Annotated in this window: 24 protein-coding genes, 1 other RNA gene and 2 pseudogenes; 11 read left to right on the top strand and 16 right to left on the bottom strand. The window is 71.4% G+C overall.

Features of this window, described 5'->3' with window-relative positions:
• Positions 1 to 305 precede the first annotated feature (305 nt).
• The 6 genes from rfbA to ACWD5D_RS05375 all read left to right on the top strand — a co-directional run bounded on the left by rfbA (position 306) and on the right by ACWD5D_RS05375 (position 7,256).
• A complete protein-coding gene (rfbA, locus tag ACWD5D_RS05400) occupies positions 306 to 1,202 on the top strand; it encodes a glucose-1-phosphate thymidylyltransferase RfbA (RefSeq protein ID WP_451371450.1) in 897 nt (298 codons plus the stop codon).
• A gap of 34 nt (positions 1,203 to 1,236) precedes the next feature.
• Positions 1,237 to 2,268 (top strand): dTDP-glucose 4,6-dehydratase, encoded by a 1,032-nt coding sequence (gene rfbB, locus ACWD5D_RS05395; protein WP_451371449.1) that lies wholly within the window; start codon positions 1,237 to 1,239, stop codon positions 2,266 to 2,268.
• A gap of 108 nt (positions 2,269 to 2,376) precedes the next feature.
• Entirely contained in the window at positions 2,377 to 2,850 is a 474-nt protein-coding gene (locus ACWD5D_RS05390) for a hypothetical protein (RefSeq protein ID WP_451371448.1), read from the top strand.
• The gene (locus ACWD5D_RS05385) at positions 2,847 to 5,159 is read left to right on the top strand and encodes a TOMM precursor leader peptide-binding protein (RefSeq protein WP_451371447.1); all 2,313 of its coding nucleotides are present in this window, start codon (positions 2,847 to 2,849) and stop codon (positions 5,157 to 5,159) included. Before ACWD5D_RS05390 ends, ACWD5D_RS05385 begins: the two co-directional genes overlap by 4 nt.
• Positions 5,160 to 5,352: 193 nt before the next feature.
• Positions 5,353 to 6,543 carry a sensor histidine kinase gene (locus ACWD5D_RS05380; RefSeq protein ID WP_451371446.1) on the top strand — a complete coding sequence of 397 codons (1,191 nt, stop codon included), beginning with the start codon at positions 5,353 to 5,355 and terminating at the stop codon, positions 6,541 to 6,543.
• 104 nt (positions 6,544 to 6,647) lie between these two features.
• Positions 6,648 to 7,256 (top strand): response regulator, encoded by a 609-nt coding sequence (locus tag ACWD5D_RS05375; protein ID WP_451371445.1) that lies wholly within the window; start codon positions 6,648 to 6,650, stop codon positions 7,254 to 7,256.
• A gap of 43 nt (positions 7,257 to 7,299) precedes the next feature.
• Here ACWD5D_RS05375 and ACWD5D_RS05370 read toward each other — a convergent pair whose 3' ends face one another.
• Together ACWD5D_RS05370 and ACWD5D_RS05365 are read right to left on the bottom strand one after the other, a co-directional pair.
• Positions 7,300 to 7,935 (bottom strand): NADH oxidase, encoded by a 636-nt coding sequence (locus ACWD5D_RS05370; RefSeq protein ID WP_451371444.1) that lies wholly within the window; start codon positions 7,933 to 7,935, stop codon positions 7,300 to 7,302.
• A 208-nt stretch (positions 7,936 to 8,143) separates the two neighbouring features.
• Positions 8,144 to 9,397 (bottom strand): MFS transporter, encoded by a 1,254-nt coding sequence (locus tag ACWD5D_RS05365; RefSeq protein ID WP_451371443.1) that lies wholly within the window; start codon positions 9,395 to 9,397, stop codon positions 8,144 to 8,146.
• Between the two features lie 107 nt (positions 9,398 to 9,504).
• On the opposite strand from ACWD5D_RS05365, the gene ACWD5D_RS05360 reads away from it, so the two are divergent.
• Positions 9,505 to 9,957 carry an SAM-dependent methyltransferase gene (locus ACWD5D_RS05360; protein WP_451371442.1) on the top strand — a complete coding sequence of 151 codons (453 nt, stop codon included), beginning with the start codon at positions 9,505 to 9,507 and terminating at the stop codon, positions 9,955 to 9,957.
• A gap of 20 nt (positions 9,958 to 9,977) precedes the next feature.
• Here ACWD5D_RS05360 and ACWD5D_RS05355 read toward each other — a convergent pair whose 3' ends face one another.
• From ACWD5D_RS05355 to ACWD5D_RS05320, 8 genes are all read right to left on the bottom strand, one after another.
• A complete protein-coding gene (locus tag ACWD5D_RS05355) occupies positions 9,978 to 11,462 on the bottom strand; it encodes an FAD-dependent monooxygenase (RefSeq protein ID WP_451371441.1) in 1,485 nt (494 codons plus the stop codon).
• Positions 11,459 to 11,992 (bottom strand): truncated hemoglobin, encoded by a 534-nt coding sequence (locus ACWD5D_RS05350; protein WP_451371440.1) that lies wholly within the window; start codon positions 11,990 to 11,992, stop codon positions 11,459 to 11,461. Before ACWD5D_RS05350 ends, ACWD5D_RS05355 begins: the two co-directional genes overlap by 4 nt.
• A gap of 21 nt (positions 11,993 to 12,013) precedes the next feature.
• Positions 12,014 to 13,102: a hypothetical protein gene (locus tag ACWD5D_RS05345; RefSeq protein ID WP_451371439.1), complete on the bottom strand. Its 1,089-nt coding sequence runs from the start codon at positions 13,100 to 13,102 to the stop codon at positions 12,014 to 12,016.
• 88 nt (positions 13,103 to 13,190) lie between these two features.
• Positions 13,191 to 13,850, bottom strand: a complete 660-nt coding sequence (locus tag ACWD5D_RS05340; RefSeq protein WP_451371438.1) for a hypothetical protein — start codon at positions 13,848 to 13,850, stop codon at positions 13,191 to 13,193.
• A 178-nt stretch (positions 13,851 to 14,028) separates the two neighbouring features.
• Complete coding sequence (locus tag ACWD5D_RS05335; RefSeq protein WP_451371437.1) at positions 14,029 to 14,805, bottom strand: helix-turn-helix domain-containing protein; 777 nt, start codon at positions 14,803 to 14,805, stop codon at positions 14,029 to 14,031.
• A gap of 134 nt (positions 14,806 to 14,939) precedes the next feature.
• A complete protein-coding gene (locus ACWD5D_RS05330; protein WP_451371582.1) occupies positions 14,940 to 15,554 on the bottom strand; it encodes a 3-oxoacid CoA-transferase subunit B in 615 nt (204 codons plus the stop codon).
• An 83-nt stretch (positions 15,555 to 15,637) separates the two neighbouring features.
• Positions 15,638 to 16,333, bottom strand: a complete 696-nt coding sequence (locus ACWD5D_RS05325; RefSeq protein ID WP_451371436.1) for a 3-oxoacid CoA-transferase subunit A — start codon at positions 16,331 to 16,333, stop codon at positions 15,638 to 15,640.
• Positions 16,330 to 17,526, bottom strand: a complete 1,197-nt coding sequence (locus ACWD5D_RS05320; protein ID WP_451371435.1) for a thiolase family protein — start codon at positions 17,524 to 17,526, stop codon at positions 16,330 to 16,332. The genes ACWD5D_RS05325 and ACWD5D_RS05320 overlap by 4 nt, the downstream gene beginning before the upstream one ends.
• Before the next feature lie 70 nt (positions 17,527 to 17,596).
• Between ACWD5D_RS05320 and ACWD5D_RS05315 the strand changes: the two genes are divergently transcribed.
• Positions 17,597 to 18,478 carry a LysR substrate-binding domain-containing protein gene (locus ACWD5D_RS05315; RefSeq protein WP_451371434.1) on the top strand — a complete coding sequence of 294 codons (882 nt, stop codon included), beginning with the start codon at positions 17,597 to 17,599 and terminating at the stop codon, positions 18,476 to 18,478.
• 177 nt (positions 18,479 to 18,655) lie between these two features.
• Here the strand turns inward: ACWD5D_RS05315 and rnpB are convergent.
• The 4 genes and pseudogenes from rnpB to ACWD5D_RS05295 form a co-directional block, all read right to left on the bottom strand.
• An RNA gene (gene rnpB / locus ACWD5D_RS05310) (RNase P RNA component class A) lies at positions 18,656 to 19,060 on the bottom strand.
• A gap of 115 nt (positions 19,061 to 19,175) precedes the next feature.
• A pseudogene (locus tag ACWD5D_RS05305) lies at positions 19,176 to 19,904 on the bottom strand (DMT family transporter); the annotation flags it as partial.
• A gap of 82 nt (positions 19,905 to 19,986) precedes the next feature.
• Complete coding sequence (locus ACWD5D_RS05300) at positions 19,987 to 20,820, bottom strand: helix-turn-helix domain-containing protein (protein ID WP_451371433.1); 834 nt, start codon at positions 20,818 to 20,820, stop codon at positions 19,987 to 19,989.
• A 12-nt stretch (positions 20,821 to 20,832) separates the two neighbouring features.
• Positions 20,833 to 21,237, bottom strand: a pseudogene (locus tag ACWD5D_RS05295) (IS200/IS605 family accessory protein TnpB-related protein); the annotation flags it as partial.
• 495 nt (positions 21,238 to 21,732) lie between these two features.
• Here ACWD5D_RS05295 and ACWD5D_RS05290 point away from each other — a divergent pair.
• A complete protein-coding gene (locus ACWD5D_RS05290; RefSeq protein ID WP_451371432.1) occupies positions 21,733 to 22,047 on the top strand; it encodes a hypothetical protein in 315 nt (104 codons plus the stop codon).
• On the opposite strand, the gene ACWD5D_RS05285 is transcribed toward ACWD5D_RS05290, so the two are convergent.
• Entirely contained in the window at positions 21,998 to 23,431 is a 1,434-nt protein-coding gene (locus tag ACWD5D_RS05285) for an RNB domain-containing ribonuclease (protein WP_451371431.1), read from the bottom strand. The genes ACWD5D_RS05290 and ACWD5D_RS05285 overlap by 50 nt on opposite strands.
• Before the next feature lie 74 nt (positions 23,432 to 23,505).
• Between ACWD5D_RS05285 and yaaA the strand changes: the two genes are divergently transcribed.
• Positions 23,506 to 24,297 (top strand): peroxide stress protein YaaA, encoded by a 792-nt coding sequence (gene yaaA, locus ACWD5D_RS05280; protein ID WP_451371430.1) that lies wholly within the window; start codon positions 23,506 to 23,508, stop codon positions 24,295 to 24,297.
• A 70-nt stretch (positions 24,298 to 24,367) separates the two neighbouring features.
• Positions 24,368 to 25,030 carry a bifunctional 4-hydroxy-2-oxoglutarate aldolase/2-dehydro-3-deoxy-phosphogluconate aldolase gene (gene eda, locus ACWD5D_RS05275; RefSeq protein WP_451371429.1) on the top strand — a complete coding sequence of 221 codons (663 nt, stop codon included), beginning with the start codon at positions 24,368 to 24,370 and terminating at the stop codon, positions 25,028 to 25,030.
• Here the strand turns inward: eda and ACWD5D_RS05270 are convergent.
• Positions 25,002 to 26,366: a bifunctional RNase H/acid phosphatase gene (locus ACWD5D_RS05270; protein ID WP_451371428.1), complete on the bottom strand. Its 1,365-nt coding sequence runs from the start codon at positions 26,364 to 26,366 to the stop codon at positions 25,002 to 25,004. The genes eda and ACWD5D_RS05270 overlap by 29 nt on opposite strands.
• Between the last annotated feature and the right edge of the window lie 18 nt (positions 26,367 to 26,384).

The following is a 26,384-nucleotide window of genomic DNA, read 5'->3' as shown; positions in this document are numbered from 1 at the left end:
GGGCGGCGCAGAACATCACAGCCGAGGCTAGGAACCCCGGCTCAAGTACCGGTCGAGTCCTGGCCCACGCCTCCCCGGGCGCGCGCCTGCCCGGGACCCGGCCGCGGTCGCCTCCAGCGCTTCTCCGCCCGCGCCCGATCGGACGGCAGCAGCATCGGGCCAGCGGGATCCGGGCAGGTAGCCCCGGCGCGTCCGGGGCTACCTGCCCGAGCGCCGCGTACGTGTACGTCCCGGTCTGCCGCTTTGCGAGCTACCGCGGTACGAGGAGAGCCCTCGGCTCGAACAACAGTGGAAGGTGATCTGAGATGAAAGGCATCATCCTCGCCGGCGGCAGCGGCACGCGCCTGCGTCCGCTCACCGGAGCTTTGTCCAAACAGATCCTGCCGGTCTACGACAAGCCGATGATCTACTACCCGCTCTCCGTGCTGATGCTGGCGGGTGTCCGGGAGATCCTGGTGATCTCGTCCAAGGACCACTCGGACAGCTTCCGCACGCTCCTCGGGGACGGCTCCCGGCTCGGCCTGAACATCGAATACGCCGAGCAGGACCAGCCACGCGGCATCGCCGAAGCGCTGATCATCGGCGCCGACTTCATCGACGGCGACCAGGTCGCGCTGGTGCTCGGCGACAATATCTTCCACGGGCCGCGCTTCGGGCTGCTCCTCGACGACGCGGTGCGTCAGCTCGACGGCGCGGCGCTGTTCGGCTACCGGGTGCGCGACCCGCATCGCTACGGGATCGGGGAGATCGACGAGGAGGGCCGACTGCTGTCGCTGGAGGAGAAGCCGCGCCACCCGCGCTCCAACCTCGCGGTGACCGGGCTGTACCTCTACGACAACGACGTGGTCGGGATCGCCAAGAACCTCACCCCCTCGGCACGGGGCGAGCTGGAGATCACCGACGTCAACCTGGCCTACCTGGCGCAGGACCGGGCCCGGCTCACCCCGCTCGGTCGCGGCTTCGCCTGGCTGGACATGGGCACCCACGACTCGCTGCTGCAGGCGGCGCAGTACGTCCAGCTGATCGAGCAGCGACAGGGCGAGTACATCGCCTGCGTCGAGGAACTCGCGCTCAACCGCGGCTTCATCACCCCCGAGCAGTGCCTCCGCCTCGGCGAGGAGATGCGGGGTACGGACTACGGCGCCTATGTCACCGAGTTGGCGTCCCGCCGCATCCCGCAGCCGGCCGTCCGCGCCGCCTGACCCAAGTCCCCCTGCCGACCGAGGAGTCCGCCCCATGCCCCCGACCCGACCGGCCACGCCGGCCACGACCCGCCTCCTGGTGACCGGCGGCGCCGGATTCATCGGCTCCCACTACGTCCGTACGCTGCTCGGCCCCGAGGGTCCCGGCGACGTCGCGATCACCGTCCTGGACAAGCTGACGTACGCGGGCAATCCCGCCAACCTCGACGAGGTCCGGGCGCACCCGCAGTTCTCCCTCGTGCAGGGCGACATCTGCGACCCCGAGCTGGTCGACAAGCTGATGGCCGAGCACGCCCAGGTGGTGCACTTCGCCGCGGAGTCGCACGTCGACCGGTCGATCGACGGGGGCGCCGAGTTCGTGCGCACGAACGTGGTCGGCACGCACACGCTCGTCGACGCGGCCCACCGGGCCGGCGTCGAGGTCTTCGTGCACGTCTCCACCGACGAGGTGTACGGCTCGATCGACGAGGGCTCCTGGCCCGAGAGCCACCCTCTGAGCCCCAACTCGCCGTACTCCTCGTCGAAGGCGTCGAGCGACCTGATCGCGCTGTCGTACCACCGCACCCACGGCCTCGATGTCCGGGTCACCCGCTGTTCGAACAATTACGGCCACCACCACTTCCCCGAGAAGGTCATCCCGCTCTTCGTGACCAACCTCCTCGACGGCAGGAAGGTCCCGCTGTACGGCGACGGCGGCAACGTCCGCGACTGGCTGCACATCGACGACCACGTCCAGGGCATCGAACTGGTCCGCACCAGGGGCCGCGCGGGCGAGATCTACAACATCGGGGGCGGCACCGAGCTCTCCAACAAGGAGCTCACCGGGATGCTGCTCGCGGCGTGCGGCGCCGACTGGGAGGACAGCGTCGAACACGTCGAGGACCGCAAGGGGCACGACCGCCGCTACTCCGTCGACTGCACGAAGATCCGCGAGGAGCTGGGCTACTCGCCCCGCAGGAGCTTCGAGGAGGGTCTGGCCGAAACCGTCCGGTGGTACCGCGACAACCGGAACTGGTGGGAACCGCTCAAGCCGCGGCTGACGGAGCTGGGGACTCCGCTTGAGTGAGAACTTCACCCCTCGGCGATGAACCGGACACTGTCCGTGAAGCTCTCACCCGGGAAGTATTCCGGCCATTGGAGCACCAGCCGACCACGTCAGTGAGGATCTTCTCCGATGAGCCACGCCAGTGCCACGCCTATGACCTCCCACTCGGCGCGCATCACCGAGGCAGCTCCCGCACGTCCGCTCCTCGTGGTCGAGACCCTCGACCACTCCGCCGGCTCCACCATGCTGTTCACCTACGGCATGGAAGCCGCACCCACTGGCACCGCTCCGTTCACGTACTGCGCCCAGGCAGCCCCCACGGACACCGCCCAGTTCACCTTCTGCGCCCAGGCAGCTCCCACCGACACGGCCCAGTTCACCTACTGCGCCCAGAGCGCCCCGACCGGCACCGTCCAGTTCACCTTCTGCGCCGAGGCAACCCCCACCGACACCGCCCAGTTCACCTACTGCGCCCAGAGCGCCCCGACCGGCACCGTCCAGTTCACCTTCTGCGCCCAGAGCGCCCCCACCGATGCCCTCGGTACGAACGCCGCGGCTCCCGTGGCCGTCGAGGGTGACGCGGTCGTGGGGTCCTGGATATGACTTCCGGGTCGCCGCACACCAGGAGATCCGGACCGGCCGCCCTACAGGACGGCTCAATCCTCGTGGGTTTCAGGCACCACCTGCGTCCCGCGACCGTCCCCGGCGAGGCGACCTACCTGGTCTCTCGCCGGGGCGTAACCACCCTGCACGGCGCCCTCGCCGAGGTGCTCGTCCCGCTCCTGGACGGCACCCGGTCACTCGCCGAGATCCTGAACGGTGCCGCGCCCGCGCTGACCGTCGAGGAGGCGCAGGCCGGGTTGCGCCTGCTCAGCGAGGCCGGGCTGCTCCGCTTCGGCAGCCCCGCCCCGGCGGAGGCCGGCCCGGCGGCGACGGGCACCGACCCGGTCGCCGAGGCGTACTGGGACCTGGCCGGCCTGGACGGCGCCCGGGCAGCGGCGGGGCTGGCCGGCTCCCGGCTCCGGGTCCTGCCGCTCGCCGGCGTCGACGCCGGACCGGTGCTCGCGGCGGGTGTCGAGTCGGGCATCAACGTGACCGACTCGGACGCGGACCTCACGCTGGTCCTGTGCGACGACTACCTCTCTCCTGAGCTGGAGCGGGTCGACGCCGAGCACCGGGCGGCGGGCAGGCCGTGGCTGCTCACCCGGCCGTGCGGCTACGAACCCTGGATCGGCCCGTTCTTCCGGCCGGGCGAGGGACCCTGCTGGTCGTGCCTGGCCGCCCGGCTGGAGCAGCACCGCGGGTACGAGGGATCGCTCCAGCAGGCCCTGGGCCTGGACCGCCCGCTCGGCCGGCCGATCGCCTCGCTGTCGGCGGGACGCGTCATGGCCGCGCAGAGCGCGGTCCTCGAGGCCGCCAAGTGGCTGGCCGGCCTGCGCTACGCCGACCAGGACTCCGTCCGCACGGTCGACACCCTCACCCTGCGGACCCGCGTCCACGCCGTGGCCCGTATCCCCCAGTGCCCCTCCTGCGGCGACCCCGCGCTGACGAGCCGGCGCGTGCTCGCGCCGTTCGTCCCGGTGTCGCGGCCCAAGGCCGGGCAGGGCGGCGGCGGTCACCGGGCGCTCAGCCCCGACCAGCTGCTCAAGCGCTACGGGCACCTGGTGAGCCCGATCACCGGAATCGTTCCGGTGCTCGAACCCTCCCCTGGAGCACCGGAGTTCGCCACCACCTACGTGTCGGGGCGCAACCTCGCGATGCGGGACCGCGGCCTGGCCGGGCTGCGCTCGCTGAGCGGCGGCAAGGGCCTGACCGACACCGAGGCCCGCACCAGCGCGCTGTGCGAGTCGGTGGAACGCTACAGCGGCACCCGGCACGGCGACGAACCGGTCGTGGTGGACACCCTGCGCGCCCTCGGCGACGAGGCCCTCCACCCCAACTCCTGCCAGCTGTACGCGGACCGGCAGTTCCGCGAGCGGGACCGCTGGAACCGCTCCGGCTCGCCCTTCCACCACGTACCCGAGCCCTTCGACGAGAACCGGCCGGTGGAGTGGACACCCGTCTGGTCCCTGACCGAGCGGCGCCACCGGCTCCTGCCCACGTCGATGCTCTACTTCCCGTCGGGCACCCCCTCCCCGCAGGGGCCGTACGCCGACTCCAACGGCAACGCGGCGGGCAGCAGTCCGGAGGACGCCCTGCTGCAAGGGTTCCTGGAACTGGTGGAGCGGGACGCCGTCGCGCTGTGGTGGTACAACCGCACCCGGCAGCCGGCGATCGACCTGGACTCGTTCGACGAGCCGTACATCGGGCGACTGCGCGACGGATACCGGAAGCTGGGCCGGGAGCTGTGGGCGCTGGACCTCACCTCGGACCTCGGCATCCCCGCGGTCGTGGCACTGTCCCGGCGTACGGAGGGGCCCACCGAGGACATCGTCTTCGGCTTCGGCGCGCACTTCGACCCCGCGATCGCGCTGCGCCGCGCGCTCACCGAGATGGGGCAGCTGCTGCCGGCCGTGGGCGCGGGCCGCCCCGGCGGCGGCTACGGCATCACGGATCCGCTCCCGGTGCGCTGGTGGCGGCAGGCGACCCTCGCCAACCAGTCCTACCTGGCGCCCGATCCGGCCACCGGGCCACGAACTCCCGGCCACTGGAACTACGTTGTGCGCACCGACCTGCTCGACGACGTCAAGGCCGTCACCGAACTCGTCAGCGCCAAGGGCCTGGAGCTTCTCGTGCTCGACCAGACCCGGCCGGACGTCGGCATGCCGGTGGTCAAGGTGATGGTGCCGGGACTCAGGCACTTCTGGGCCCGGTACGCGCCGGGCAGGCTCTTCGACGTACCGGTCGCGCTCGGACGCCTCTCCCGGCCCACACCGTACGAGCAGCTGAACCCGATCCCGCTCTTCGTGTGACCGACCGCTTTCGGACAGTTGCCCGACCGCCCCATGGACACTTTGCGCCAGTCTCCGACCGTGCTCTGTCTAGAATGACGCCGGTTGCATCCGAACCGGAATCGTGACACGACGGGGGGCTCGGGCGAGAGTGGACGGTACCGATCCGCACAGATCTCCATCGCATTCCGGACAATCGCAGGACCACAGCAGCGTGGCCACGAGAACCGCCCGAGGCGTTCTGGTGGCCGCGTTGGTCTGTTATCTGGGCATCACCTTCCTCAACATCCTTTCCCAGCGGCTCAATCCGTACGACCTGACCCTCGCCCTGATCTGCCTGGTGCTGGTCTTCCTGCTGCAACTCGTGCACTCGGCACCCAGCAGTTCCGGGGCACCGATGCGCACCAAGCTGCTCACCCTGGCCGCCCAAGGCGTCCTCTCCTACCTGCCGTTGATCTGGTTCGGGGTGTCCTGGGGCGCCATGGCGGGCTTCTTCGCCGGCTCCGTGCTGCTTCTCCTGCCCGCCCGGGCAGGCTGGACGCTGTACGGACTGACGACGCTCAGCCTGCTCATCCCCGGCATCCTGTACGACCGGGGCGTCGTCGACATCGTGTACATGTGCCAGACCACCGCGCTCACCGGTCTCGTGGTGTACGGCCTGAGCCGCCTGACCAGCCTGGTCGACCAGTTGCACCGGGCCCGCGCCGACCTGGCCCGACTGGCCGTCAGCAACGAGCAGTTGCGGTTCTCCAGGGACCTGCACGACCTGCTCGGGTACAGCCTCTCCGCGATAACCCTCAAGAACGAGCTGATCCACCGCCTCATTCCGGCCAACCCGTCCCGCGCCCGCGACGAGGTCGACGAGGTACTCGTCATCTCCCGACAGGCACTGGCCGATGTACGCCGGGTCGCCCGCGGGTACCGGGAGATGTCCCTCGGCTCCGAACTCACCTCCGCCGAATCGGTGCTGGCCGCCGCCGGTGTCTCGGTCACCGTCGACACCCACGACGCCATCGAGAGCCTGGGAGTGACGACGTCCACCGTGCTGGCCACGGTGCTGCGCGAGGGCGTCACCAACCTGCTGCGGCACTCCAAGGCGTCGTACTGCCGGATCTCCGCGCGGATCGAAGACGATCTCGTCCGCCTCACGATCGTCAACGACGGCCTGGTGCTCGGCCATCATGTCCCGTCGCCGCACAGCGGCAGCGGCCTCGGCAACCTGGAGCGGCGGCTGGAGGACATCGGAGGCTGCCTGATCGTGCGGCGCGTCCCCGACGGTTCCGACACGGGCGTCTTCCGGCTCACCGCCGAGGCACCGGTCCGGGAGGCCCGGGCCGGGGATCCGGGCGCGGGCGAGATCACGAACGGCGAGCGGCCGTACGGCCGGGACGACAACGTCGCGTGAGCAACCTTGGCCTGATCTTTGTCTGTTGACGAAACACCGACGACGGATGCGCTTGGGTAGGATCCAAAAACTTCCACATACGTCGGGCAACGGGGGCAGCGGCGATGATACGGATCCTCCTGGCCGAGGACATGCACATGGTCCGTGGCGCACTGGTGGCTCTGCTCAATCTGGAGGACGACCTGAAGGTGATCGCCGAACTCGAACGCGGCGATCAGATCCTGGGCGCGGCACGCGAACACCGGCCGGACGTGGCCATCATCGACATCGACCTGCCCGGCCTGGACGGACTCAGCGCGGCCGAACTCCTGCACGAGCGTCTCCCCGAGTGCCGGACCCTGATCCTCACCAGCCTCGGCCGCCCCGGCACGCTGCGCCGGGCGATGTCCGCGCACGTCGCGGGTTTCCTCCTCAAGGATGCCCCGCCCAGCGAACTCGCCCAGGCCGTGCGCCGGGTCGTCGCCGGCCAGCGGGTGATCGACCCCCAACTGGCCCTGGCGGCCTGGGGCGGCAGCGAGAGCCCGCTGACCACCCGCGAGACCGAGGTGCTCCAACTGGCCGCGCAGGGCTCGGAACCACAGGAGATCGCGGAGCACCTGCGTCTTTCGGTGGGCACCGTACGCAACTACCTCACCACCGCCGTGACGAAGCTCAACGCGCGTAACCGGGTCGACGCGATCCGCATCGCCCGTGAGTCGGGCTGGCTGCTGTGACCGGGCCCCGCGGGCTGCCGCCCCCGCACTGGCGGTGGCGCGGTCAGGTCGCGGCCACCGTCATCCCGGCCCCCGCCAGATAACCGAGGATCGACAGGGTCAACTCGGCTGGCAGGGGCAGCACTTCGACCATCGCGTCCGGTGTCGTCGGCCAGGCCAGCAGCGACACCACCCACATCGCCTCGGGGCGGTGGATCTCCACCTGATGTTCCAGGGTGCTGCACCGCACCAGGAACGCGTCCCCGCGCACGCTGATCGTCACGGTGGGCCGCAGCCGCACCCTGCGCTGCGCCGCCGGCCGGACGAGTGAGAAGCGGGCGGTTCGTCCCACCGGCACCACCGACAGCACCGGCCCCTTGAGGTCCTCCAGGGACAGCGTCCTGATCACCACGTGGGAGATCCCGCGGAGCACCGACAGGACCACCGTGTAGGTGTCGTGCCCGGGGGCCGCTGCGCCGTTCGGCTGCAGCAGGTTGGCGAGCAGCACGGGACCGAGTTCCATCCGGCGCAGCGCCTCGGCCACCGCGGGCGCGGGATCCTCGACCCGCTCCGTGCCCTGCGGACCGCTGAGCACGAGCGTCCGGCCTTCCTCTTCCCACCCGACCACCGTGTCCTCGCGCAGGGACCACAGGTGGTGGATGCGCGCAGGGGAGTCCTCTGTGGGTGGAGTCGTGGTCAACTGACCTCCTCGGGCCGTCGGAACGGGCCGGAAGTGCGGCTCCGCCCGCCGACCCGCTCGCGCCCTCCAGTATGAAACCGTCGGCAGGGTTCCCTGCAGCGAAGGGTTCACACCGAAGGCATGAGGAAATCATGGGTCCTTCACCGCGAGCGCCGTGACGCCCGCGGTCTCGCGCGATCGAGGTGCGGTGGACGGAACCGGCTGCGTCTCACGCCTGTGTGGTCAGCGGGGCATCGGCCGTCCCGGGCTCCGGCACCCGGGTCCGTTCCGCCCACCGGACGGCGGGGCCGCCGGCGACCAGCACAGTGAGGAACAGGGCGGCGATCAGCAGCCAGCCGGGGCCGCCGAGCCGGTCGGGCACCGTGGTGACCAGGGTCGGCCCGGCGATCAGGGCGAAGGCGTCACCGGTCGCGAAGACCCCCAGGTACTGTCCCTGCGCGTTCGCGGGCGCCAACTCGTATCGCAGCCCCCACCGGGCGGCCTCGCCCCAGATCTCACCGAAGGTGAAGAGCACCGCGGCGGCCAGGAGCACGGAGGCGGCCGCCCAGGCGGGCATCGATCCGGTCAGCGCGGTGACGGCACAGGCGACGGCGAGGACCACGGCGGTGAAGCGCTGAAGTCGCGCCGCCCCCCGTACGGTGTCCGCGTCGCGCGACATCCGCACCTGCAGGAACACCACCATCAGCGTGTTGACCAGCATGATCCATGCCGCCAGCGCCCGGGGGGCGTCGGTGTGCACCACGAGCCAGAGCGGCAGCCCCACCGCCAGTGCGGTCGGCCCGATCCTGAGGATCCCGGAAACCTGGGCGACCATCAGATAGGGGACGTCGCGCACCGCCCCGCGCGGCCGCTTGCCGCGGGGTTCGCGCGGGACGCCCGGGACCTTCGGCAGCCGCATGTAGAGCGCGGCCACCAGCACCATGGCCACGGCGTTGCCCCAGAACAGGGCGAGAAACGCGGTCTTCGAATCGGCGGCGATGATCAGGCCGGCCGCCAGCGAGGCCAGCGAGAATCCGCCGTTGAACACGCTGCGCATGTACGCGGAGAGCCGGACCCGGCCCTCTCGGCCCATCACCCCCGTCACCAGTGCGCCCCGGGTGACATTGCCGCTCTGCTCGGCCAGCCCGAGGGCCACGGCCATCACCAGATAGGCCGGGAAGGAGTGCACGAAGGCCGCCGCGACCAGCGCCGCCGCCTTGCCGAGCGCGAACACCGCGGTGGTTCCCCGCGGCCCGAACCGGTCGGCGAGCTGCCCGGCCGGCATCCCCAGAGCCAGCGCCAGGATGCCGGCGAGCGACATGCCGATGCCCACCTGCCCCGGTGACAGCCCCACGACATGGACGAAGTAGACGGCGCCGCCGGTGACGTAGAGACCGTTCCCGAGGCTGGCCACGGCGGTGCACAGGACCAGCACCCGGCCGGCACCGGGCTCGGGAAGCAGGCGGGAGATCAGGCGGGACATGGCTGAAACCTCGTTCGGTGGGGGCTGGTTGACTCCGCGGCGGGCGGACGGACATGCTTCGCGGGTTCCGGACGACCGAGACTCACCGGGCAGGAAGCGGGGATGGAATGAATCCGATCAGTCCCATCGGGGTGGTACGCGGCGGACGCCTGCAGGTCCACGAGGACGGTTGGGGCGCGGTGGTCTCACGGATCGAACTGGACCCGGCCGTGTTCGACGAGTCGGCGACCTCCGGCCTCGACGAGTACTCGCACGTCGAGGTGATCTTCGCGTTCCATCTGGCGAAGCGGACCTGCACCGCCACCCAGCACCCCCGGGGCAACACCGACTGGCCGCTCTCCGGCATCCTGGCGCAGCGCGCGCCCAACCGGCCCAACCACCTCGGGGTGTCCGTCTGCCGCCTCGCGGCCGTCGACGGGCTGACGCTCACCGTGCACGGCCTCGACGCCGTCGACGGCTCCCCGGTGCTCGACGTCAAGCCGTATCTGCCGGAGTTCGCCCCGCGCGGCGAGGTGCGGGGTCCGGCCTGGGCCGGCGAGCTGATGCGCAACTACTTCTGAGCCCGCCGGGCCGCTGCGGCTCATGACATGGCCACCAGGTCCGTACGCGCCGCGGCGATCAGGGTGTTGGCCTCGTCCCGGAGCAGTTCCTCGTCGACCAGCAGCGCGATCGGGAGCGCCGCCGCGCTGCGGATCCGCGCGGCGGGAGCGCTCCTGGTGACCCGGCCGCCCTCCGGCCGGGCCCGCACCGCGAGGAAATCGATCCCCGGCAGCGGCCCGTCGGGGGCCCGGTCCACGACCAGCCCGACCGCCCGGGTGCCGTCCGTGCCGCGCAGCACACACCGGCCGTCCCGGCGCTCCAACTCGACCATGCGGTGGTCCAGGCGCACCCGGCCCACCGTCAGCGGCACGTCGACGGGCTCCGCGTCGGTGGGGTGGCCGGCCAGCCGCGCCACGGTGCGCGCGACGAACTCCGGATCCCGCTCCCGCAGCCGGCTGAAGGTGTTCACCGCCCGGCGGCTGCGCAGCGCGAACACCGTCTGGTGGCCCTCCAGCCGCTCACCGCGGCACAGCTGCTCGAACCACGCGGTGCTCTCGGCCGCCTCCGCCTGCATCTGCTCGACGACCGGCCGCCGGACGCTCTCGTACTCGGCCGCCGCCTGGAGCGGATCGTCGTGTCCGGCGATACACCGGGCGAGGCACAGTGCGTCGTCGATGGCCAGCGTGGTGCCGGAGCCGGTCGAGAAGTGGACCGTGTGCGCGGCGTCCCCGGCCAGCACCGTCCGGCCGTCGGACCAGCGGCGGTTGACGACGGTACGGAAGGGCTGCCAGCCCGCTGTCCGAGCCGTCAGGGGAGCGCCGCCCAGCTCGCTGCGGAACAGCTCGGCAAGCCGCAACTCCGCCTCGGCCGCCGCCAGGTCGAGCAGGCCGAGGGCGGACAGGGTGTCCGGATCGGCCTCGACGATGAAGGTGCTCGCATCGGCCGCGTGCGGATAGGCGTGCACCACCAGGGGGCCCGGGCCCAGGTCCTTGAGGAGGAAACACGGTTCGAGGACCGAGGGTGTGCTCATCCACAGATACCGGGTGCGGCCCGGAGAGACGGAGGTGCCGAACCGGTCGGCGCGCTCCTGGCGCAGCTCGCTGCCCGCACCGTCCGCCAGCACCACCAGATCCGCCCGCTCCGGCAGTTTGGTGACGGTGCGCCTGATCAGCCGCACATTGGCGTTCCGCGCGGCCAGCGCGCGGACATGCGCGTGGAAGACCTGCCGGGAGATCCCCGACATGCCGAAGGCGCCGGACGGGATTCGTTCGCCGTCGATCATCGTGATCGTCTCGTCCCACGAGGCGTACGCGGTCTCCGGCAGCCGCAGCACCTCGGGGTGGACGGCACGGATGCGCTCGGCGAACTCGTCCGTCAGCACGATGCCGGCCCCCGGCCCCCGGTCCTCGCGGTCGTAGAGCTCGATGGCCGTGTCCGGAAGCAGCCGGGCCAGCTCCAGCGCGCAGAAGGCGCCTGCAGGGCCTCCGCCCACCACGGCCACGGTGCGGACAGGAGTGGCGCTCATGCCGGGGTCCCGTCCCAGTGGAACCGCTCGCCGCGGGCCAGCGCGGCTCCCCTGGACACCGCTGTCATCTCACCGCTCGCTATCTTCATGATGGTGAGGAACTCGGTGAAGTGCGGTTCGGGTGCCTTCAGTTGGGTGCCCGCCTCCTTCATCAGGGCCAGCCAGCGCAGCCGCTGCTCGCGGGAGATCAGGAAGTGAGCGTGCGCCTGGTGCATCTTCGGGTCCCAGGCCGCGGCCAGGTCGTTCTCGCCGTAGATCCGGCGGAAGTGGTCGTTCAGCCGTGCGGCGTGGCGGCTCCAGTCGGGGACGGCGAAGAGCGGGGACAGCACCTCGTCCTCCGCGACGAGCTCGTAGAAGCGGGTGGTGAGCGCCTCGAAGAACTCGGCACCGCCGATGCCGGTCCAGAAGTCGGAGACCTTCCGGTCGACCTGCGTGGGAGTCATCCTCTCGGCGGACTGCAGGCCCTGGTCGGCGACGAGGAGTACCTTCCCGTCGTGCCGGGGGGCCGAGGTGGCTGGATTGGGCGACATGGGCGTACTCCTTCAGTCGGATCAGTCGAGCAGCAGGCCCGCGGCGGACAGCGTGCTGACGGTGCAGCCACGCAGCCGTTTGGCCTGTACGGTTCCGAGCCCGTAGGCGATCGTGGTGATCCCCTGCCCGGGGGCCAGCTCGGCAGGGCGGTAGAACATCGTGGCGAAGTACGTGAACGAGGCGTCGGGATGCTCGTAGTCGGTACCGCTCATCAGCGCGGTCCACTGGTCGCCGTCCCGCACCAGCATCGTGAAGGAGAGCAGGGCGCCCCGCTGCCGGGCCTCGACGATCCAGACGTTCTCCGGGCCGAAGTGGTCGCGCAGATGCCGGAACGAGTCCGCCTCGCGCTTCGCGTCGGGCACACCGCCGTACTTGGTCACCAGCTGGGCCCGTAGCGGGATGAGCTCGGGCTCCTCGTCGCCGATCGGGCGTTCGCCGATCTCGATGCCCCGGGCGGCGATCTCGCGCAGCTCGCGCCGTACCGCGAAGCGCTGGTTGCGCCGCAGCCCGGCTATGTAGCCGTCCAGATCGTCCCAGGTGACATCCATGTCGCTGCGGTCCACCATCGGGACCACGGCGAACCCCGCGGTGTGCAACACGTCGAGGAACTCGGGATAGTCGGGGCGCAGGAACAGCGCCGAGACGCTGCGCATCCCCTGGTCACGGCACCAGTCGAGCAGGGCGTCCAGATACGCCCGCAGCACCCGCGGATCACGGGAGCCCGGACCGGCCGGCGCCGACTCGTAGTTGGGGCCCATCAGTACGCAGGACGGGAACAGTTCGTCGGCGGAGAGCCCCTGCCACGGGTGCGGTCCGTCGGCTACCACCCCGTCGGCGACCGACCCACCCGACAGCACCCGCTGCGGATCGAACCGCACATGTCCCGTCGGTGCCTCCATCACGCCACCGACCAGGGCCACTTGGTCCCCGTCCGGGCCGGGCAGACCGAAGGTGCGGGCGCCGCCGGGGATCCTGTTCTCGGCGAGGGAGATCCAGCGCCGGCGCAGTGTGACGGGGGCTCTGCCGATCCAGCCGTCCCAGCTCTCGGGGATCTCGGTGCGTACCTGAAGCCCGGCTGTGCCCAATGCCGGTTCGAGGCGGTGTGGCATCACGGCAACTCCCTTCCGGTCCTGCTCGGCGCCCGTCCGGCCCGGCGATGCACAGGGTCGCCGGGCCGAATGGGCTGTGCGTGGAGGGTCAGGCCGCCTGCAGTTCCCGCACCCGGTCCCAGACCGGCACCTGGTCCCAGACGGACAGGTCGTCGCGGCTCCGGTCCCAGACGGACAGGTCCTCGGCGGTCCGGTCCCACACCGACAGGTCCTCGGCGGTCCGGTCCCAGACCGACACGTCCTCGGAGGCCTTGTCCCAGACCGACACGTCCTCGGAGATCCGGTCCCACACCGACAGGTCCTCGCCGGTACAGTCCCAGACCGACAGGTCGTCGCGGCTCCGGTCCCACACCGACACGTCCTCGGAGGCCCGGTCCCAGACCGACAGGTCCTCGCGGGTCCGGTCCCAGACCGACAGGTCCTCGGAGGCCTTGTCCCAGACCGACACGTGCTCGGAGGCCCGGTCCCACACCGACAGGTCGTTGCAGGCCTTGTCCCAGACCGACACGTCCTCGGAGGACCGGTCCCAGACCGACAGGTCCTCGCGGGTCCGGTCCCACACCGACAGGTCGTCGGAGGCCTTGTCCCAGACCGACACGTCCTCGGAGATCCGGTCCCAGACCGACAGGTCGTTGCAGTCCTTGTCCCAGACCGACAGGTCCTCGGAGATCCGGTCCCAGACAGGAGCCATGTCCCACACGCCGAATTCGCCGGCCGACTCCGCTCGGATTACATATGCGTCGCGCATGCAGTACCCCTTCGGGAGGTTCACAGAAGGCGATCCACCGGACCGCCGAGACGCGGCCCTCACCGCGCTCATCAAGGAGCCTCGCAGCCTGAGTCACGACCTGTCTTCTCCTTAATTGCTGACCTTCCGAGAAGTATGACGAGCCAGTCCTTGAAATCCGCTTGAAGCCACTGGAAATCTACTTGAATCCGCTTGATATCCGCTTGAACCCGGGTCGAGGAGCCACCTCCGCGAGCATCTCGAGGCCGGGAGCCGCGAACAGGATGGGCGGGTGCGACCAGCCTCGCGGACACAGCACCAGTTCCACCTCGAAGGTGACGTACGGGTCGATACGTATGGGCCCGAGCGTGGCCGTGAGCAGCATGGTCTCCAGCGGCCGCCCCGGCTGCTCCTGCGCCGCCCGCATGGTCGCGTGCAAGTAACAGGTCCCGTGCGGCACCTGGTGCAGCACGAAGGGACCGAGGCGCTCCGTGGTGGTCCAACTGGACGGATGCCCCTGGAGTATGGGGCTGTCGAAGGAACCGATGTAGATCGAGGAGACGGGCTCCGCCGCAGCCCGCGCCACGCCGCGCAACTGGCAGCGCGTCATGTCGCCCCGGCCGCCGGCCGAGGAACGCACGGCGTACTCGCCCTCGCCCCGGCTCAACTGGCGGTACTGAGTGGGCGGGATTCCCACGGATTCGGTGAAGCGGCTGGTGAAGCTACCTGTACTGCTGTACCCGACCGTGGAGGAAATGGTGGCCACACCGAGATCGGAATTCTTCAGAAGGCGTTTCGCTTCACCGATGCGCACCGCACTGAGAAAACGCCCTGGGGTCACTCCGGTAATCTGACTGAACACACGTAGAAGATGGAATTTGCTCACCATGACCGCACGAGCGATGTCGTCAAGGCTGAGTGGTTCCGCGTATCGTTCCCGAATGATCTGTACGGCCCGTTCCACAATATGCTCCACACGCATCTCCTGAACAGCCGAATGGAACAAGGCGTACGCCCGTCCCAACGCTAGGGAAAACGCATGGAGGCCTGCTTGACATGAGATCGAGCCACGCCCCGGCGTAGTTCGTCTCGCCCGCGGGCCCAAGGAGGTCAGAGCAGCTCGACGTCGAGGCGTGAGCGCAGTTCGTCGAGGGTGATGCCGTAGGTCTCCCGCACGTGGACGCCGTCGGGCCGCAGGTCGAAGGTGGCGACCTCGGTGTAGACCCGGCTGACGCAGCCGAGGCCGGTGAGCGGGTAGGTGCACCGGCGGACCAGTTTGGGTGCACCGGACTTCGTGAAGAGCGACATCATCACGTAGACGTCCCTGGCTCCGATGGCGAGGTCCATCGCACCGCCGACAGCGGGAATGTCGCCGGGCTTGCCGGTGTGCCAGTTGGCCAGATCACCGCGCTCGGAGACCTGGTAGGCGCCGAGCACGCAGACGTCGAGGTGGCCGCCGCGCATCATGGCGAAGGAGTCGGCGTGGTGGAAGTACGCCGCCCCCAAAAGCTCGGTGACCGGAACCTTGCCCGCGTTGGTGAGGTCGGGGTCGATCTGGGCGCCCTCGGCCTTCGGCCCCATGCCGAGCATGCCGTTCTCGGTGTGGAGGACGATGCCGAGTTCCTCGGGCAGATGGTCGGCGATCTTGGTGGGCTGGCCGATGCCGAGGTTGACGAACGCGCCGGCCGGGATGTCCCGTGCGATCACCGCGGCCACCTCGTCCATGCCGAGCGGACGGTCCACGCTGATCGGCGCCTCGGCCGTGGGCGCGGGGCGGGTCGAGTCGGTGGAGTCGGTGGAGTCGGTGGTCATCGTGCTCCCTGGACGGTGTAGTGGCGGGACTTGACCTGGACGACGCGGTCGACGTACACGGATGGCGTGACGACCGCCTCCGGGTCGAGCTCGCCGAGCGGGACGACTTGGTCGACCTGGACGATCGTGGTGGTGGCGGCGGTCGCCATCACCGGGCCGAAGTTGCGGGCGGTCTTGCGGTAGACGAGGTTGCCCATCGGGTCGGCCCGGTGCGCGGAGATGAGGGCGTAGTCGCCCTTGATCGGATACTCCAGCAGGTAGTCGCGTCCGCCGATGGTGCGTACCTCCTTGCCCTCGGCGAGGGGGGTGCCGACCGCGGTCGGGCAGTAGAACGCGCCGATCCCGGCGCCGGCGGCCCGCATCCGCTCGGCGAGGTTGCCCTGGGGCACCACCTCCAGCTCGATCTTCCCCTCGCGGTAGAGCGCGTCGAAGACGTAGGAGTCGGCCTGCCGGGGGAAGGAGCACAGCACCTTGCGGACCCGGCCGGCCGCGAGCAGCGCCGCAAGTCCGACATCGCCGTTCCCGGCGTTGTTGGAGACGATCGTGAGGTCCTTCGCGCCCTGGCGGATGAGGGCGTCGATGAGGTCGAAGGGCATCCCGGCCAGACCGAAGCCGCCGACCAGGACGGTGGAACCGTCCTCGATCCCGGCGACGGCCTCGTCGGTCGATTCCAGCACGGCGGTGCGGCTCACTTCGACACCTCCAGGTTCTCCAGTACGACGGCCAGCCCCTGGCCGACGCCGATGCAGATCGCGGCCACGCCGTACCGCTCGCGGCGTTCCCTCAGGACCGCGGCGAGAGTCCCGAGGATCCGGCCGCCGGAGGCGCCCAGCGGGTGCCCGATCGCGATGGCCCCGCCGCGCTGGTTGACGATCCCGGGCTCGCGCAGCCCTTCCTTCAGCCAGGCGTCGACGCAGGCCAGCGACTGGACCGCGAATGCCTCGTTGAGCTCGACCGCGCCGACCTGGTCCCAGGTGATTCCCGCGCGGGCGAGCGCCCGATCCGCGGCCTCGACCGGTGCGTAGCCGAATTCCCGCGGGTCCAGCGCCATCGCGCCTCTGCCCGCGATCCGGCCGATCGGGTCGCGGCCGATGGTCGCCGCCGCTGCCTCGGTGCCGAGGATCACCGCGGAGCCGCCGTCGGAGAGCGGGGAGGCGTTGCCCGCGGTGATGGTGCCGTCCGGCCTGAACGACGGCTTGAGCTGGGCGAGCTTCTCGGTGTCCGAGTCCGGGCGGATGCCCTCGTCGCGGACCAGGTCGCCGACCGGGGTGACCAGCGCGTCGTAGAAGCCGTCCTCCCACGCCTGGTGCGCGAGGCGGTGAGAGCGGACGGCGAACTCGTCCTGGCGCTCGCGGGAGATGCCGAAGCGCTCCTGGAGCTGCTCGTTGCACTCTCCCAGCGAGACGGTCCATTCCTTCGGCATCCGCGGGTTGACCAGCCGCCAGCCCAGTGTCGTCGACACCGCGGTGACGTCGCCCGCCGGGAAGGCCCGCGACGGCTTGGGCAGCACCCACGGCGCCCGCGTCATCGACTCGACACCGCCCACGAGAACGACATCCGCGTCACCCGTCTCGATGGTGCGGGAGCCGGTCATCGCCGCGTCCAGGCTGGAGCCGCAGAGCCGGTTGATCGTCGAGCCGGGCACGCTGGTCGGCAGACCGGCCAGCAGCGCGGCCATCCGGCCGACGTTGCGGTTCTCCTCGCCGGCGCCGTTGGCGTTGCCCCAGACAACCTCGTCGATCGCGGCGGGATCCAGCGACGGCGCCTGCGCGAGCACACCGCTGATCGCGGCAGCGGCCAGATCGTCGGGCCGGACGCCGGCCAGCGCGCCGTTGAACTTGCCGAACGGTGTCCGTGTGGCGGCGTAGACGTATGCACTGTTCATGACTCGACGCTAGACGGCACCGCCGATACTGTGAAGTATCAATATCGACGTCGATTGAAACTCTGAAACTATGGATCTGCGCCAGCTCCGTTACTTCGTCGCCGTCGCGGAGGAGCGCCATTTCGGGCGTGCGGCCCAGCGGCTCCACATGGCACAGCCGCCGCTCTCGCAGGCGATCCGGCAGCTCGAGGGCGAGCTCGGCATCACTCTGTTCCAGCGCACCACACGTCGGGTCGACCTCACCGACGCCGGCCGCGCCTACCTCGACCGGGTACGGGCGATCCTCGCCGAGGTCGACGAGGCCGCCCACCACGCCCGCCGGGTCGCCTCCGGTGCGGTCGGTCACCTCACCCTCGGTTGCGTCGGCTCGGCGACGTACAGCCTGCTGCCGACGCTGTCGCGTTACCTCGCCACCGAGCTGCCGGGCATCGACTTCTCGTTCCGTGGGGAGATGCTCGCTCCGGATCAGGTGGAGGCGCTGCGCGGCGGCGCGATCGACGTGGCCCTGCTGCGCCCGCCCGCGGCCGACCCGTCCCTCACCGTCCACGCCCTGCGCCGGGACCGCCTCGTCGTGGCACTCCCGGCCGAGCATCCACTCGCGGCGAAGACCCGGGTGCGCGCCGCGGACCTCGCCGGCCTCGACCTGATCATGCACTCGGCGGGCCGTCACTCGGTGATGCACGATGTCGTGCTCGGTGTCCTGCGAGACGCGGGCGTCGAGCCGCACATCCGGCACGAGGTCGGGGAGACCTCGACGCTCATCACCCTCGTCGCCGGCGGCCTCGGAGTCGCGGTCGTGCCCGAGCCGGTGACCGCGCTCGCGCTCGACGGTGTCGTCTACCGGCCCCTGATCCGCCCGGCGGCGTCGATCGAACTGGCCGTAGCCCACCGCGCCGACCGCGACGAACCCCACCTGGCTCGCACGATCGAGGTCATTCGCCGACTCTTCTGAGCGGCCCGCGGGCGACTCGACCTCGTCCAGACCCTTGTGAAACCACGATCTGTCCCAGGTTAGAGACAAGGGACTCCGAGGGACTTTCCGCCGCCTGGCGCGGCAAGCCCCCGAAAGACCGGAAGGGCCTCCGACGCAGATCGGAGGCCCTTTCCGAGGCAAAGCCGCAGGTGAGGGCAGACGAGTCGGGCTGTACGCCGGGTTCTGTTCCCTGGGTTCCTCGCGGAGCCCGGGGCGACGGCCATCCATCTAGGGCCGGTGTTGCCACCGGCCTCGTGCGGTCTACCCGCGGACTCGGGCGGGCAGCCCTCGAACGTCCGCGCAGAGCGCTTTTCACGGCGCTCCTCTTGACCTTGCTCCAGGTGGGGTTTACCTAGCTGCCCAGGTCACCCTGGGCACTGGTGGTCTCTTACACCACCGTTTCACCCTTACCGAGGACCGAGGTCCCCGGCGGTCTGCTTTCTGTGGCACTGTCCCGCGGGTCACCCCGGGTGGCCGTTAGCCACCACCCTGCCCTGTGGAGCCCGGACGTTCCTCGGGAAGCCCCCTAGGGGGACTCCACGCGGCCGTCCGCCCGGCTCGTCTGCCGTGTCGACCATGGTACCGGGCGTGCGGGCCGGCGTGGACCGGTGGCCGTGGCGAGGACGGAGCCCGCCAGGATCAGGGTGAAGGCGGCCAGGACGGACGGGGTCAGGGGCTCGTCCAGGAAGAGGGCGCCCGCCGCGACAGCGACCGCCGGGTTGACGTAGGTGATGACGGTCGCGCGGGTGGGGCCCGCTTCCTTGATCAGTTCCAGGAAGGCCACGAAGGCGACCGCCGTGCAGACGACCCCCAGGCCGGCCAGGGCCACGAGGACCGAGACGGAGGGGACGGCGGACGGGCGGGTGAGGACGGCGGCGGGGGCGTAGACCAGGGCCGCGAGGGTCAGGCAGACGGCCGTCAGGTGCAGGGACGGGACGTCCTTGAGGCGGCGGGCCGCTATCAGGGGGGCGGTGGCGTAGCCGACGACCGTGAACAGGACCTCCAGCAGGGAGCGGGCGTCGCCACCGGTGAGGTGCGGGAGGGTCAGGACCGTCACGCCTGCCAGGCCCAGTGCCAGGCCGGTGATACGGCGTCCTCCGAGGTGTTCCTTCTCCCCTGCCCCCGGGACGAGGAATCGGGCGGCGAGGACGCCGACGATCGGCACGCCCGCGATCAGCAGGCCCGCCGTCGAGCTGGACAGATGCCGTTCGGCGTCGGTCAGGGTGAACCAGGGGGCCATGATCTCCAGGCACGCGAAGGCCAGTACGGGACGCCAGTGGGCGCGGACGCTGGTGAGGAGGCCGCCCTGGCGCAGGGCGAAGGGGAGAAGCAGGGCCGCGCCGAGGGCGCAGCGGGTGAACACCACCACCGGCGGGGACACCGCGTCCACCGCCACTTTGATCATCAGATAGGGGATGCCCCAGACCACTCCCATCAGGGAGAAGAGGAACCAGCCGCGTGCAGTCATACGGCGAGTCTCGACCGGGTCAGCGGGCGGAGTCTTGAACGCTGTTGCGATAGGCCGCCGGGGTCACCCCGAGCACCCGGCGGAACCAGCGGGTCAGGTGCGCCTGGTCGGCGAAGCCGACGAGGGCGGCCACCTCGGCGGGGCGCAGGCCGGCGGCGAGCAGCGAGCGGGCGCGGGTCACGCGGTACTGGGCGAGCCAGGCGTACGGGGGTATGCCCATCGTCGTACGGAAGGCGCGCAGGAGCTGGTAGCGGGACAGGCCCAGGTCGGCGGCGAGGGAGGAGAGGGTGGGCGGGGCGGTGAGTTCGTCGGCGAGGCGGTCGCGGACCGTGTGGGCGATGCCGCTCGCGCCGGGGATCATGGCGGGCACGGCCCGGGCCGTGGAGTGGCGCTGGGCCAGGGCGGTCAGCAGCCAGGGGAACCGTGACTCGGCCTCCAGAGGGTCGGGGCAGGCGCTGAGTTCGGTGTGGGCGAGGCGGAGCGCGGCGGCGAGTTCGGGGTCGTCGAGGAGCGGTTCGCGAAAGTGCGGGCGCGCGCCGAGGGTGCCGTCGGCGAGCAGGGCGGACTCGGCGTACAGCGCGCGGTAGGCGTAGCCGTCGGTGGGGCTGCCGGGCCCGCCGGTGTGCATCTCGCCGGGTTCGAGGACGACGACGGTGCCGGGTCCTGTGCGGATGCGGCCGCCCCGGTAGTCGATGACCTCGCAGCCGCCGACGCTGACGCCGACGGTGTACTCCTCGTGGGCGTGCGGGGCGTAGACGTGGCGCCGGAAGTTCGCGGTCAGGAGGTCGAGCGGCGGGCCGCACAGGCCGAGCCGCGCCCTGGTCCACCGTGCCTGCTCCGTCATGCCGTCCATGGCGGACCGTTCCTAATCAGTGAGCAGGAGTGGGTCTTGGACCCGTGCCTGGTCACTGCGGGCATCCCGAACGGTTGTGGATGTCCTGGTCGCCCGCTTTCGCTCCGTGTCCGGTGACACGGATCGTGTCCGTGGTCCGGGGATACGGGGGCGGGTTTCCTCACGCCCTCGGGCGCCCGGTCGGGCCTGGACGGTCCGGTGCCCGCGACGATCACTCCGGTCGTCGCGGGGCGGTGCCGTCCGACGCCGGACCGGGTGCCCGAGGGCGCGCCTGCCGATCGCGATGCTCGCGGCATCGTGCCGGCTGGGTTTCCTATGGGAACTGGTGAGGGGTTTCTGCCAGTGCTGGGCGCCCCATCGGGACGTGTAGGCGGGGTCGACGGCGACGAGGGGGATGCCGAGTTCGGCTGCCATCGACCGGCCCACGCGTCGCTGTCGTGGTCCGGCCCGGCCGCGCAGCGTGCCTTCAGATCGCGGGAGGCGAGCGAGCCGAGATGGTCACCGACCAGCCGCAGTACCTGCTCGTCGTCGAGGGTCAGCTGCTTGAGCCGGTCACGGACCGACACCCCGGACGGACCGGGCACCACGAACGGCGCCGCCACCTCCCGCAGCCCACCCACCACGCCCCCTCCCATCCCACCCACGCAGAACACCGTCACGGCACTCAACGACCAGCACGCCGCGAAGGTCACTCATTCGACGAGGGAACTCCCGTTCCCCGTAGGCCCACCGCAGCCCGGACACTCGCTCATCCACGCCAGAACACACTCGCACGCTGTTCGACGGCAACTGTCCACAACCCCATTGTCGTGCCGTCCCGTCCGGCATCCGGTTCCCGCGCGTGCCCGCCCCCGCTTACGGGTGCAACGCCTTCAGGCCCCGTTTCCATGCCGCGTCGAGGTCGGCGGCGTCGTGCTGGCCACGGACGTTCTGCGTGTCCGCCACGGCGTCCACACGGACCTGCGGATACCGCTCGCGGCGATCACGACCGTACGCCGGGAGACCCGGATCTCGCACGAGCGCACGGTCGGCGAACTCGACCTCGCCGTCGGCTCGCAGACCTCCGTCACACTCGAACTGTCCGCGCCCGTCACGCAGACGACCGTGCTGGGCCGCCGCCGGGAGGCGAGCGTGGTCAGATTCCACGCGGACGACGCCGCCACCCTCGTACGAGAACTCACGCGGGCGCGAACAGGATCTTCGTCGTCCCCGGCTCCGCGGAGGTGAGCCGGACCCGCAGCCGGGCGCCGAGCGTGAGGCCCTCGCCCTCGATGCGGCCGATGACCGCCGGGCTGTCCACCTGTACGGTGCCGACGGTGGGCCGGTTCTCCGACACGTCCACCACGCAGCCCTCGAAGACGTCGCCGACCCTGTCCTTGAGCAGCGCGGCCTCGACGATGTCGACGCACTCACGCTCCACCGTGCCGGCGATCCGGGCGCCGTCGGCCATCCGCCGGGGCAGCGCGGCGAGCGCGGCGAGCACCCAGTCGGGCGGGGCCGCGCCGGCGACGGCCGCGAGGCAGATCTCGGCGGCGTAGCGGTCGGCGAGGCGGCGCAGCGGGGCCGTGCAGTGGGCGTAGGGGGCGGCGACGGCGGCGTGCGAGGTGATCGCGGGAAGGGCGCCGTCGCGGAAGACCGAGTAGCCGGCACCGCGCAGCAGGGTCGTGCACTCCTGGAGGAAGGCCGCGTGGTCGGGGCGGTGTGGGTCGAGCGTGCGGATCAGCGCCGCGTACGACACATGGTGCGGCCAGTCGATGTGCAGCGCGGTCGCGGTACGGCGCAGCCGGGCCACGGCTCCGTCGGGGGCGGCCGGGAGGGTGCGCAGGATGCCGGTGCCGGAGGCCAGCATCAGATCGGCCGCGGCCATGCCGGTGAGCAGGGAGATCTGGGCGTTCCACTCGTCGGCGGGCAGCGGGGCGCGGTAGGTCAGCTGGTAGGTGTGGTCCTGTTCGGTGATCTCCTGCTCGGGCACGTTCAGGGAGATCCCGCCGCGCTCGACCTCCAGCTTCTCCCGGGCCAGGCCGATCTCCCGGAGCAGGGCCACCGGCTCCTCGGCCGTCCCGTCGTCGATCTGCCGCTGCACGCCCGCGTAGTCGAGCCTGGCCCGGCTGCGGACCAGTGCGCGGCGCACGTCGACGGCGACGGTACGGCCCTCCGCGTCCAGGTCGATCGTCCACAGCACCGCCGGACACGTCTGGCCGGGCAGCAGGCTCGCGGCGCCCTCGCTGAGCACGGTGGGGTGCAGCGGGACCTTCTCGTCCGGGAAGTAGAGCGTGTTCACCCGCCGGTGCGCCTCCGCGTCCAGGGCGCCGCCGGGCGCCACGAAGGCGGCGACGTCGGCGATGGCGTACCGGACCCGGTGGCCGGTGCCCTGCCGGGACAGGTGGATCGCCTGGTCGAGGTCGGTGGCGCCGGGCGGGTCGATGGTGAAGAAGGGGAGGTCCGTCGCGTCGTACGAGGGCAGCGCGGGCGCCTTCGCGGAGCGTTCGGCCTCCTGCCGGACGTCGGCCGGGAAGGCCTCCGGGACGCCCAGTTCCGCGCGGAGCGCGGCGAGGGCGGCCCGGAGGGGGGCCTCGGGGGCTCCGGTGACACGGATCCTGCGGCAGGGCATGTGTCGAGCGTAGGACGTAGGCGTCCGCGCAGCACCCCGTACCCTGACGCACACCGACAGTCGAAGGAGTACCTGTGCTTGTCCTGCTGCCGCCCTCGGAAGGCAAGGCGTCCTCGGGCCGTGGCGCCCCGCTGAAGCCGGAGTCGCTGTCGCTGCCGGGGCTGACCGGTGCGCGGGAGGCCGTGCTCGGGGAGCTGGTCGAGCTGTGCTCCGGGGACCCCGGGCAGAACGAGAAGGCGCGCGAGGTGCTCGGGCTGAGCGAGGGGCTGCGCGGCGAGATCGCGAAGAACGCCGTACTGCGCACGGCAGGCGCCCGCCCCGCCGGGGAGATCTACACGGGTGTCCTCTACGACGCCCTGGGCCTGGCCTCGCTGGACCCGGCCGCGAAGCGGCGGGCGGCGCGCTCGCTGCTGGTCTTCTCCGGGCTGTGGGGCGCGGTGCGGGTCACGGACCGTATCCCCTCCTACCGCTGCTCGATGGGCGTGAAGCTGCCGGCGCTGGGCGCGCTGGCCGGGCACTGGCGGGCGCCGATGGCCGAGGTGCTGCCCGAGGCGGCCGGCGACGGTCTCGTCCTGGACCTGCGCTCCGCCGCCTACGCGGCCGCCTGGAAGCCGAAGGGCGAGGTCGCCGGGCGCACCGCGACCGTGCGGGTGCTGCACGCGCCGACCCGGAAGGTCGTCAGCCATTTCAACAAGGCGACGAAGGGCCGGATCGTACGGAGCCTGCTCACGGAGGGTGTCGCACCGCAGGGCCCCGCCGAGCTGGTGGAGGCGCTGCGGGACCTCGGGTACGAGGTGGAGGCACAGGCACCGGGCAAGGGCGGGAAGGCGTGGTCGCTGGACGTGCTGGTGGACGAGATCCACTGAGCCACCGCAATACGTTGCAGCATGCGCAACGCTCTTTGCGCATGCTGCATTCGCTGGGCACGATGAGGGCATGACCTCACCGCTGCCCTCCTCCCCGCCTGCCTCCGTGCTGGATCTCGCGCCCGTCGTGCCCGTGGTGGTCGTCTCCGACGCCGGCGACGCCGTACCGCTCGCGCGGGCGCTGGTGGCGGGCGGGCTGCCCGCGATCGAGGTCACGCTGCGGACGCCCGCCGCGCTGGACGCGATCCGGGCGATCGCGGACGAGGTGCCGGACGCGGTGGTCGGGGCGGGCACGGTCATCACGCCGGACCAGGTGGAGCGGTGCGTCGCGGCCGGGGCGCGGTTCCTGGTCAGCCCCGGCTGGACGGACGCGCTGCTGACGGCGATGCGGGCGTCCGGGGTGCCGTACCTGCCGGGTGTGTCGACCACCTCGGAGGTCGTCGCACTGCTGGAGCGCGGGGTGCGGGAGATGAAGTTCTTCCCGGCGCAGGCGGCGGGCGGCACGGCCTATCTGAAGTCCCTCGCCGGCCCCCTGCCGCAGGCCCGCTTCTGCCCCACCGGCGGGATCGGCCCGGCCACCGCACCCGAATACCTGTCCCTGCCCAACGTCGGCTGCGTGGGCGGGAGTTGGATGATCCCGGCGGACGCGGTGGCGGCCGGTGACTGGGCCCGGATCGAGGAGCTCGCGCGGGCCGCCGCCGGGCTCAGGGACGCAGGTGGGACGTGTCGTTGAACAGCCGGACGCTCGCGTTGCCGTCCGCGTAGTACGCCACCGCCGACAGGGACGCCGCCGAGAGTTCCATGCGGAACATGGACTGCGCCGGGGCGCCCAGGGCGAGGCGGACGAGGGTCTTGATCGGGGTGACGTGCGTGACCAGCAGGACCGTACGGCCCTGGTGCACCGCGACCAGCTTCTCCCGGGTGACCTCGATCCGCGCGGCGGTCTCCGCGAAGCTCTCGCCGCCGCCGGTGGGGTGGGCCTCCGGGTCGGCGAGCCAGGCGTTCAGATCGTCGGGGTGGCGCTCGCGGACCTCACCGAAGCTGAGGCCCTCCCAGGCGCCGAAGTCCGTCTCCCGCAGCCCCTCCTCGATCGTCACGTCCAGGCCGAGACGGGCGGCGACGATACCGGCGGTCTCCTGGGTGCGGGCCAGCGGGGACGCGACGATCGCCTGGATCGTGCCACGCCGGGCGAGCGCCTCGGCGACTCGGCGGGCCTGCTCGCGCCCGGCCTCCGAGAGGGAGGGGTCGGTGCCGCCGCTGCCGGAGAAGCGTTTCTGCGGGGTGAGGGGTGTCTCGCCGTGCCGCAGGAGCACGAAGGTGGCGGGGGCGCCGAGGTCGGGGGCGGCACTCCAGCCGGGGCGCTGCTCGCCGGAAGAGGGCTCCTCGCCGGAGGAGCGCTCCTCACCGGAGGTGGCCGTGGTCTCCGCACCGGGTGCCGCTGCGCCTGCCCGTGCCGCCCCGGCGGCACGACTGCCCGCAGCCGCGTGGGCGTCGGCGGTGGCTGCCGCTGCCGCGGCTGGACCCGCGCCGCGGCCCTCCGCCAGTGCCGCTCGGGCCTTCGCCGCGCCCGCTGCCGCGTCGCCGGGTGGGCCCGACGGCACCGGGACGGGCGGCGGGGTGTCCAGGGCCGCGCGGGACCGCGAGGGGGACCACTGCTCGCCCTTGGTGCCCGCGTCCATCGCCTCGTTGGCCAGGCGGTCGGCGTGTTTGTTGCGTTCGCGGGGGATCCACTCGTAGGTGACCCGGCCCGGCGGGAAGACGCGGCCCGCCTCGGCGGCCAGGGGCTTCATGTCGGGGTGCTTGATCTTCCAGCGGCCCGACATCTGCTCGATGACGAGCTTGGAGTCCATGCGGACGTGGACCCGGGCGGCGGGGTCGAGGGCGAGGGCGGCGCGCAGGCCGGCCAGCAGGCCCCGGTACTCGGCGACGTTGTTCGTGGCGATGCCGATGAACTCGGCCGCCTCGACCAGGGTCTCCCCCGTCGCCGCGTCACTGACCGCGGCCCCGTAGCCCGCGGGTCCCGGGTTGCCCCGTGACCCGCCGTCGGCCTCGACGATGAACTCCCGCACGCCCGGCGCCCCTTACCA

It is taken from the genome of Streptomyces sp. NPDC002520, from assembly GCF_053595235.1.
This window is presented reverse-complemented; position numbering and strand designations above follow the sequence as displayed.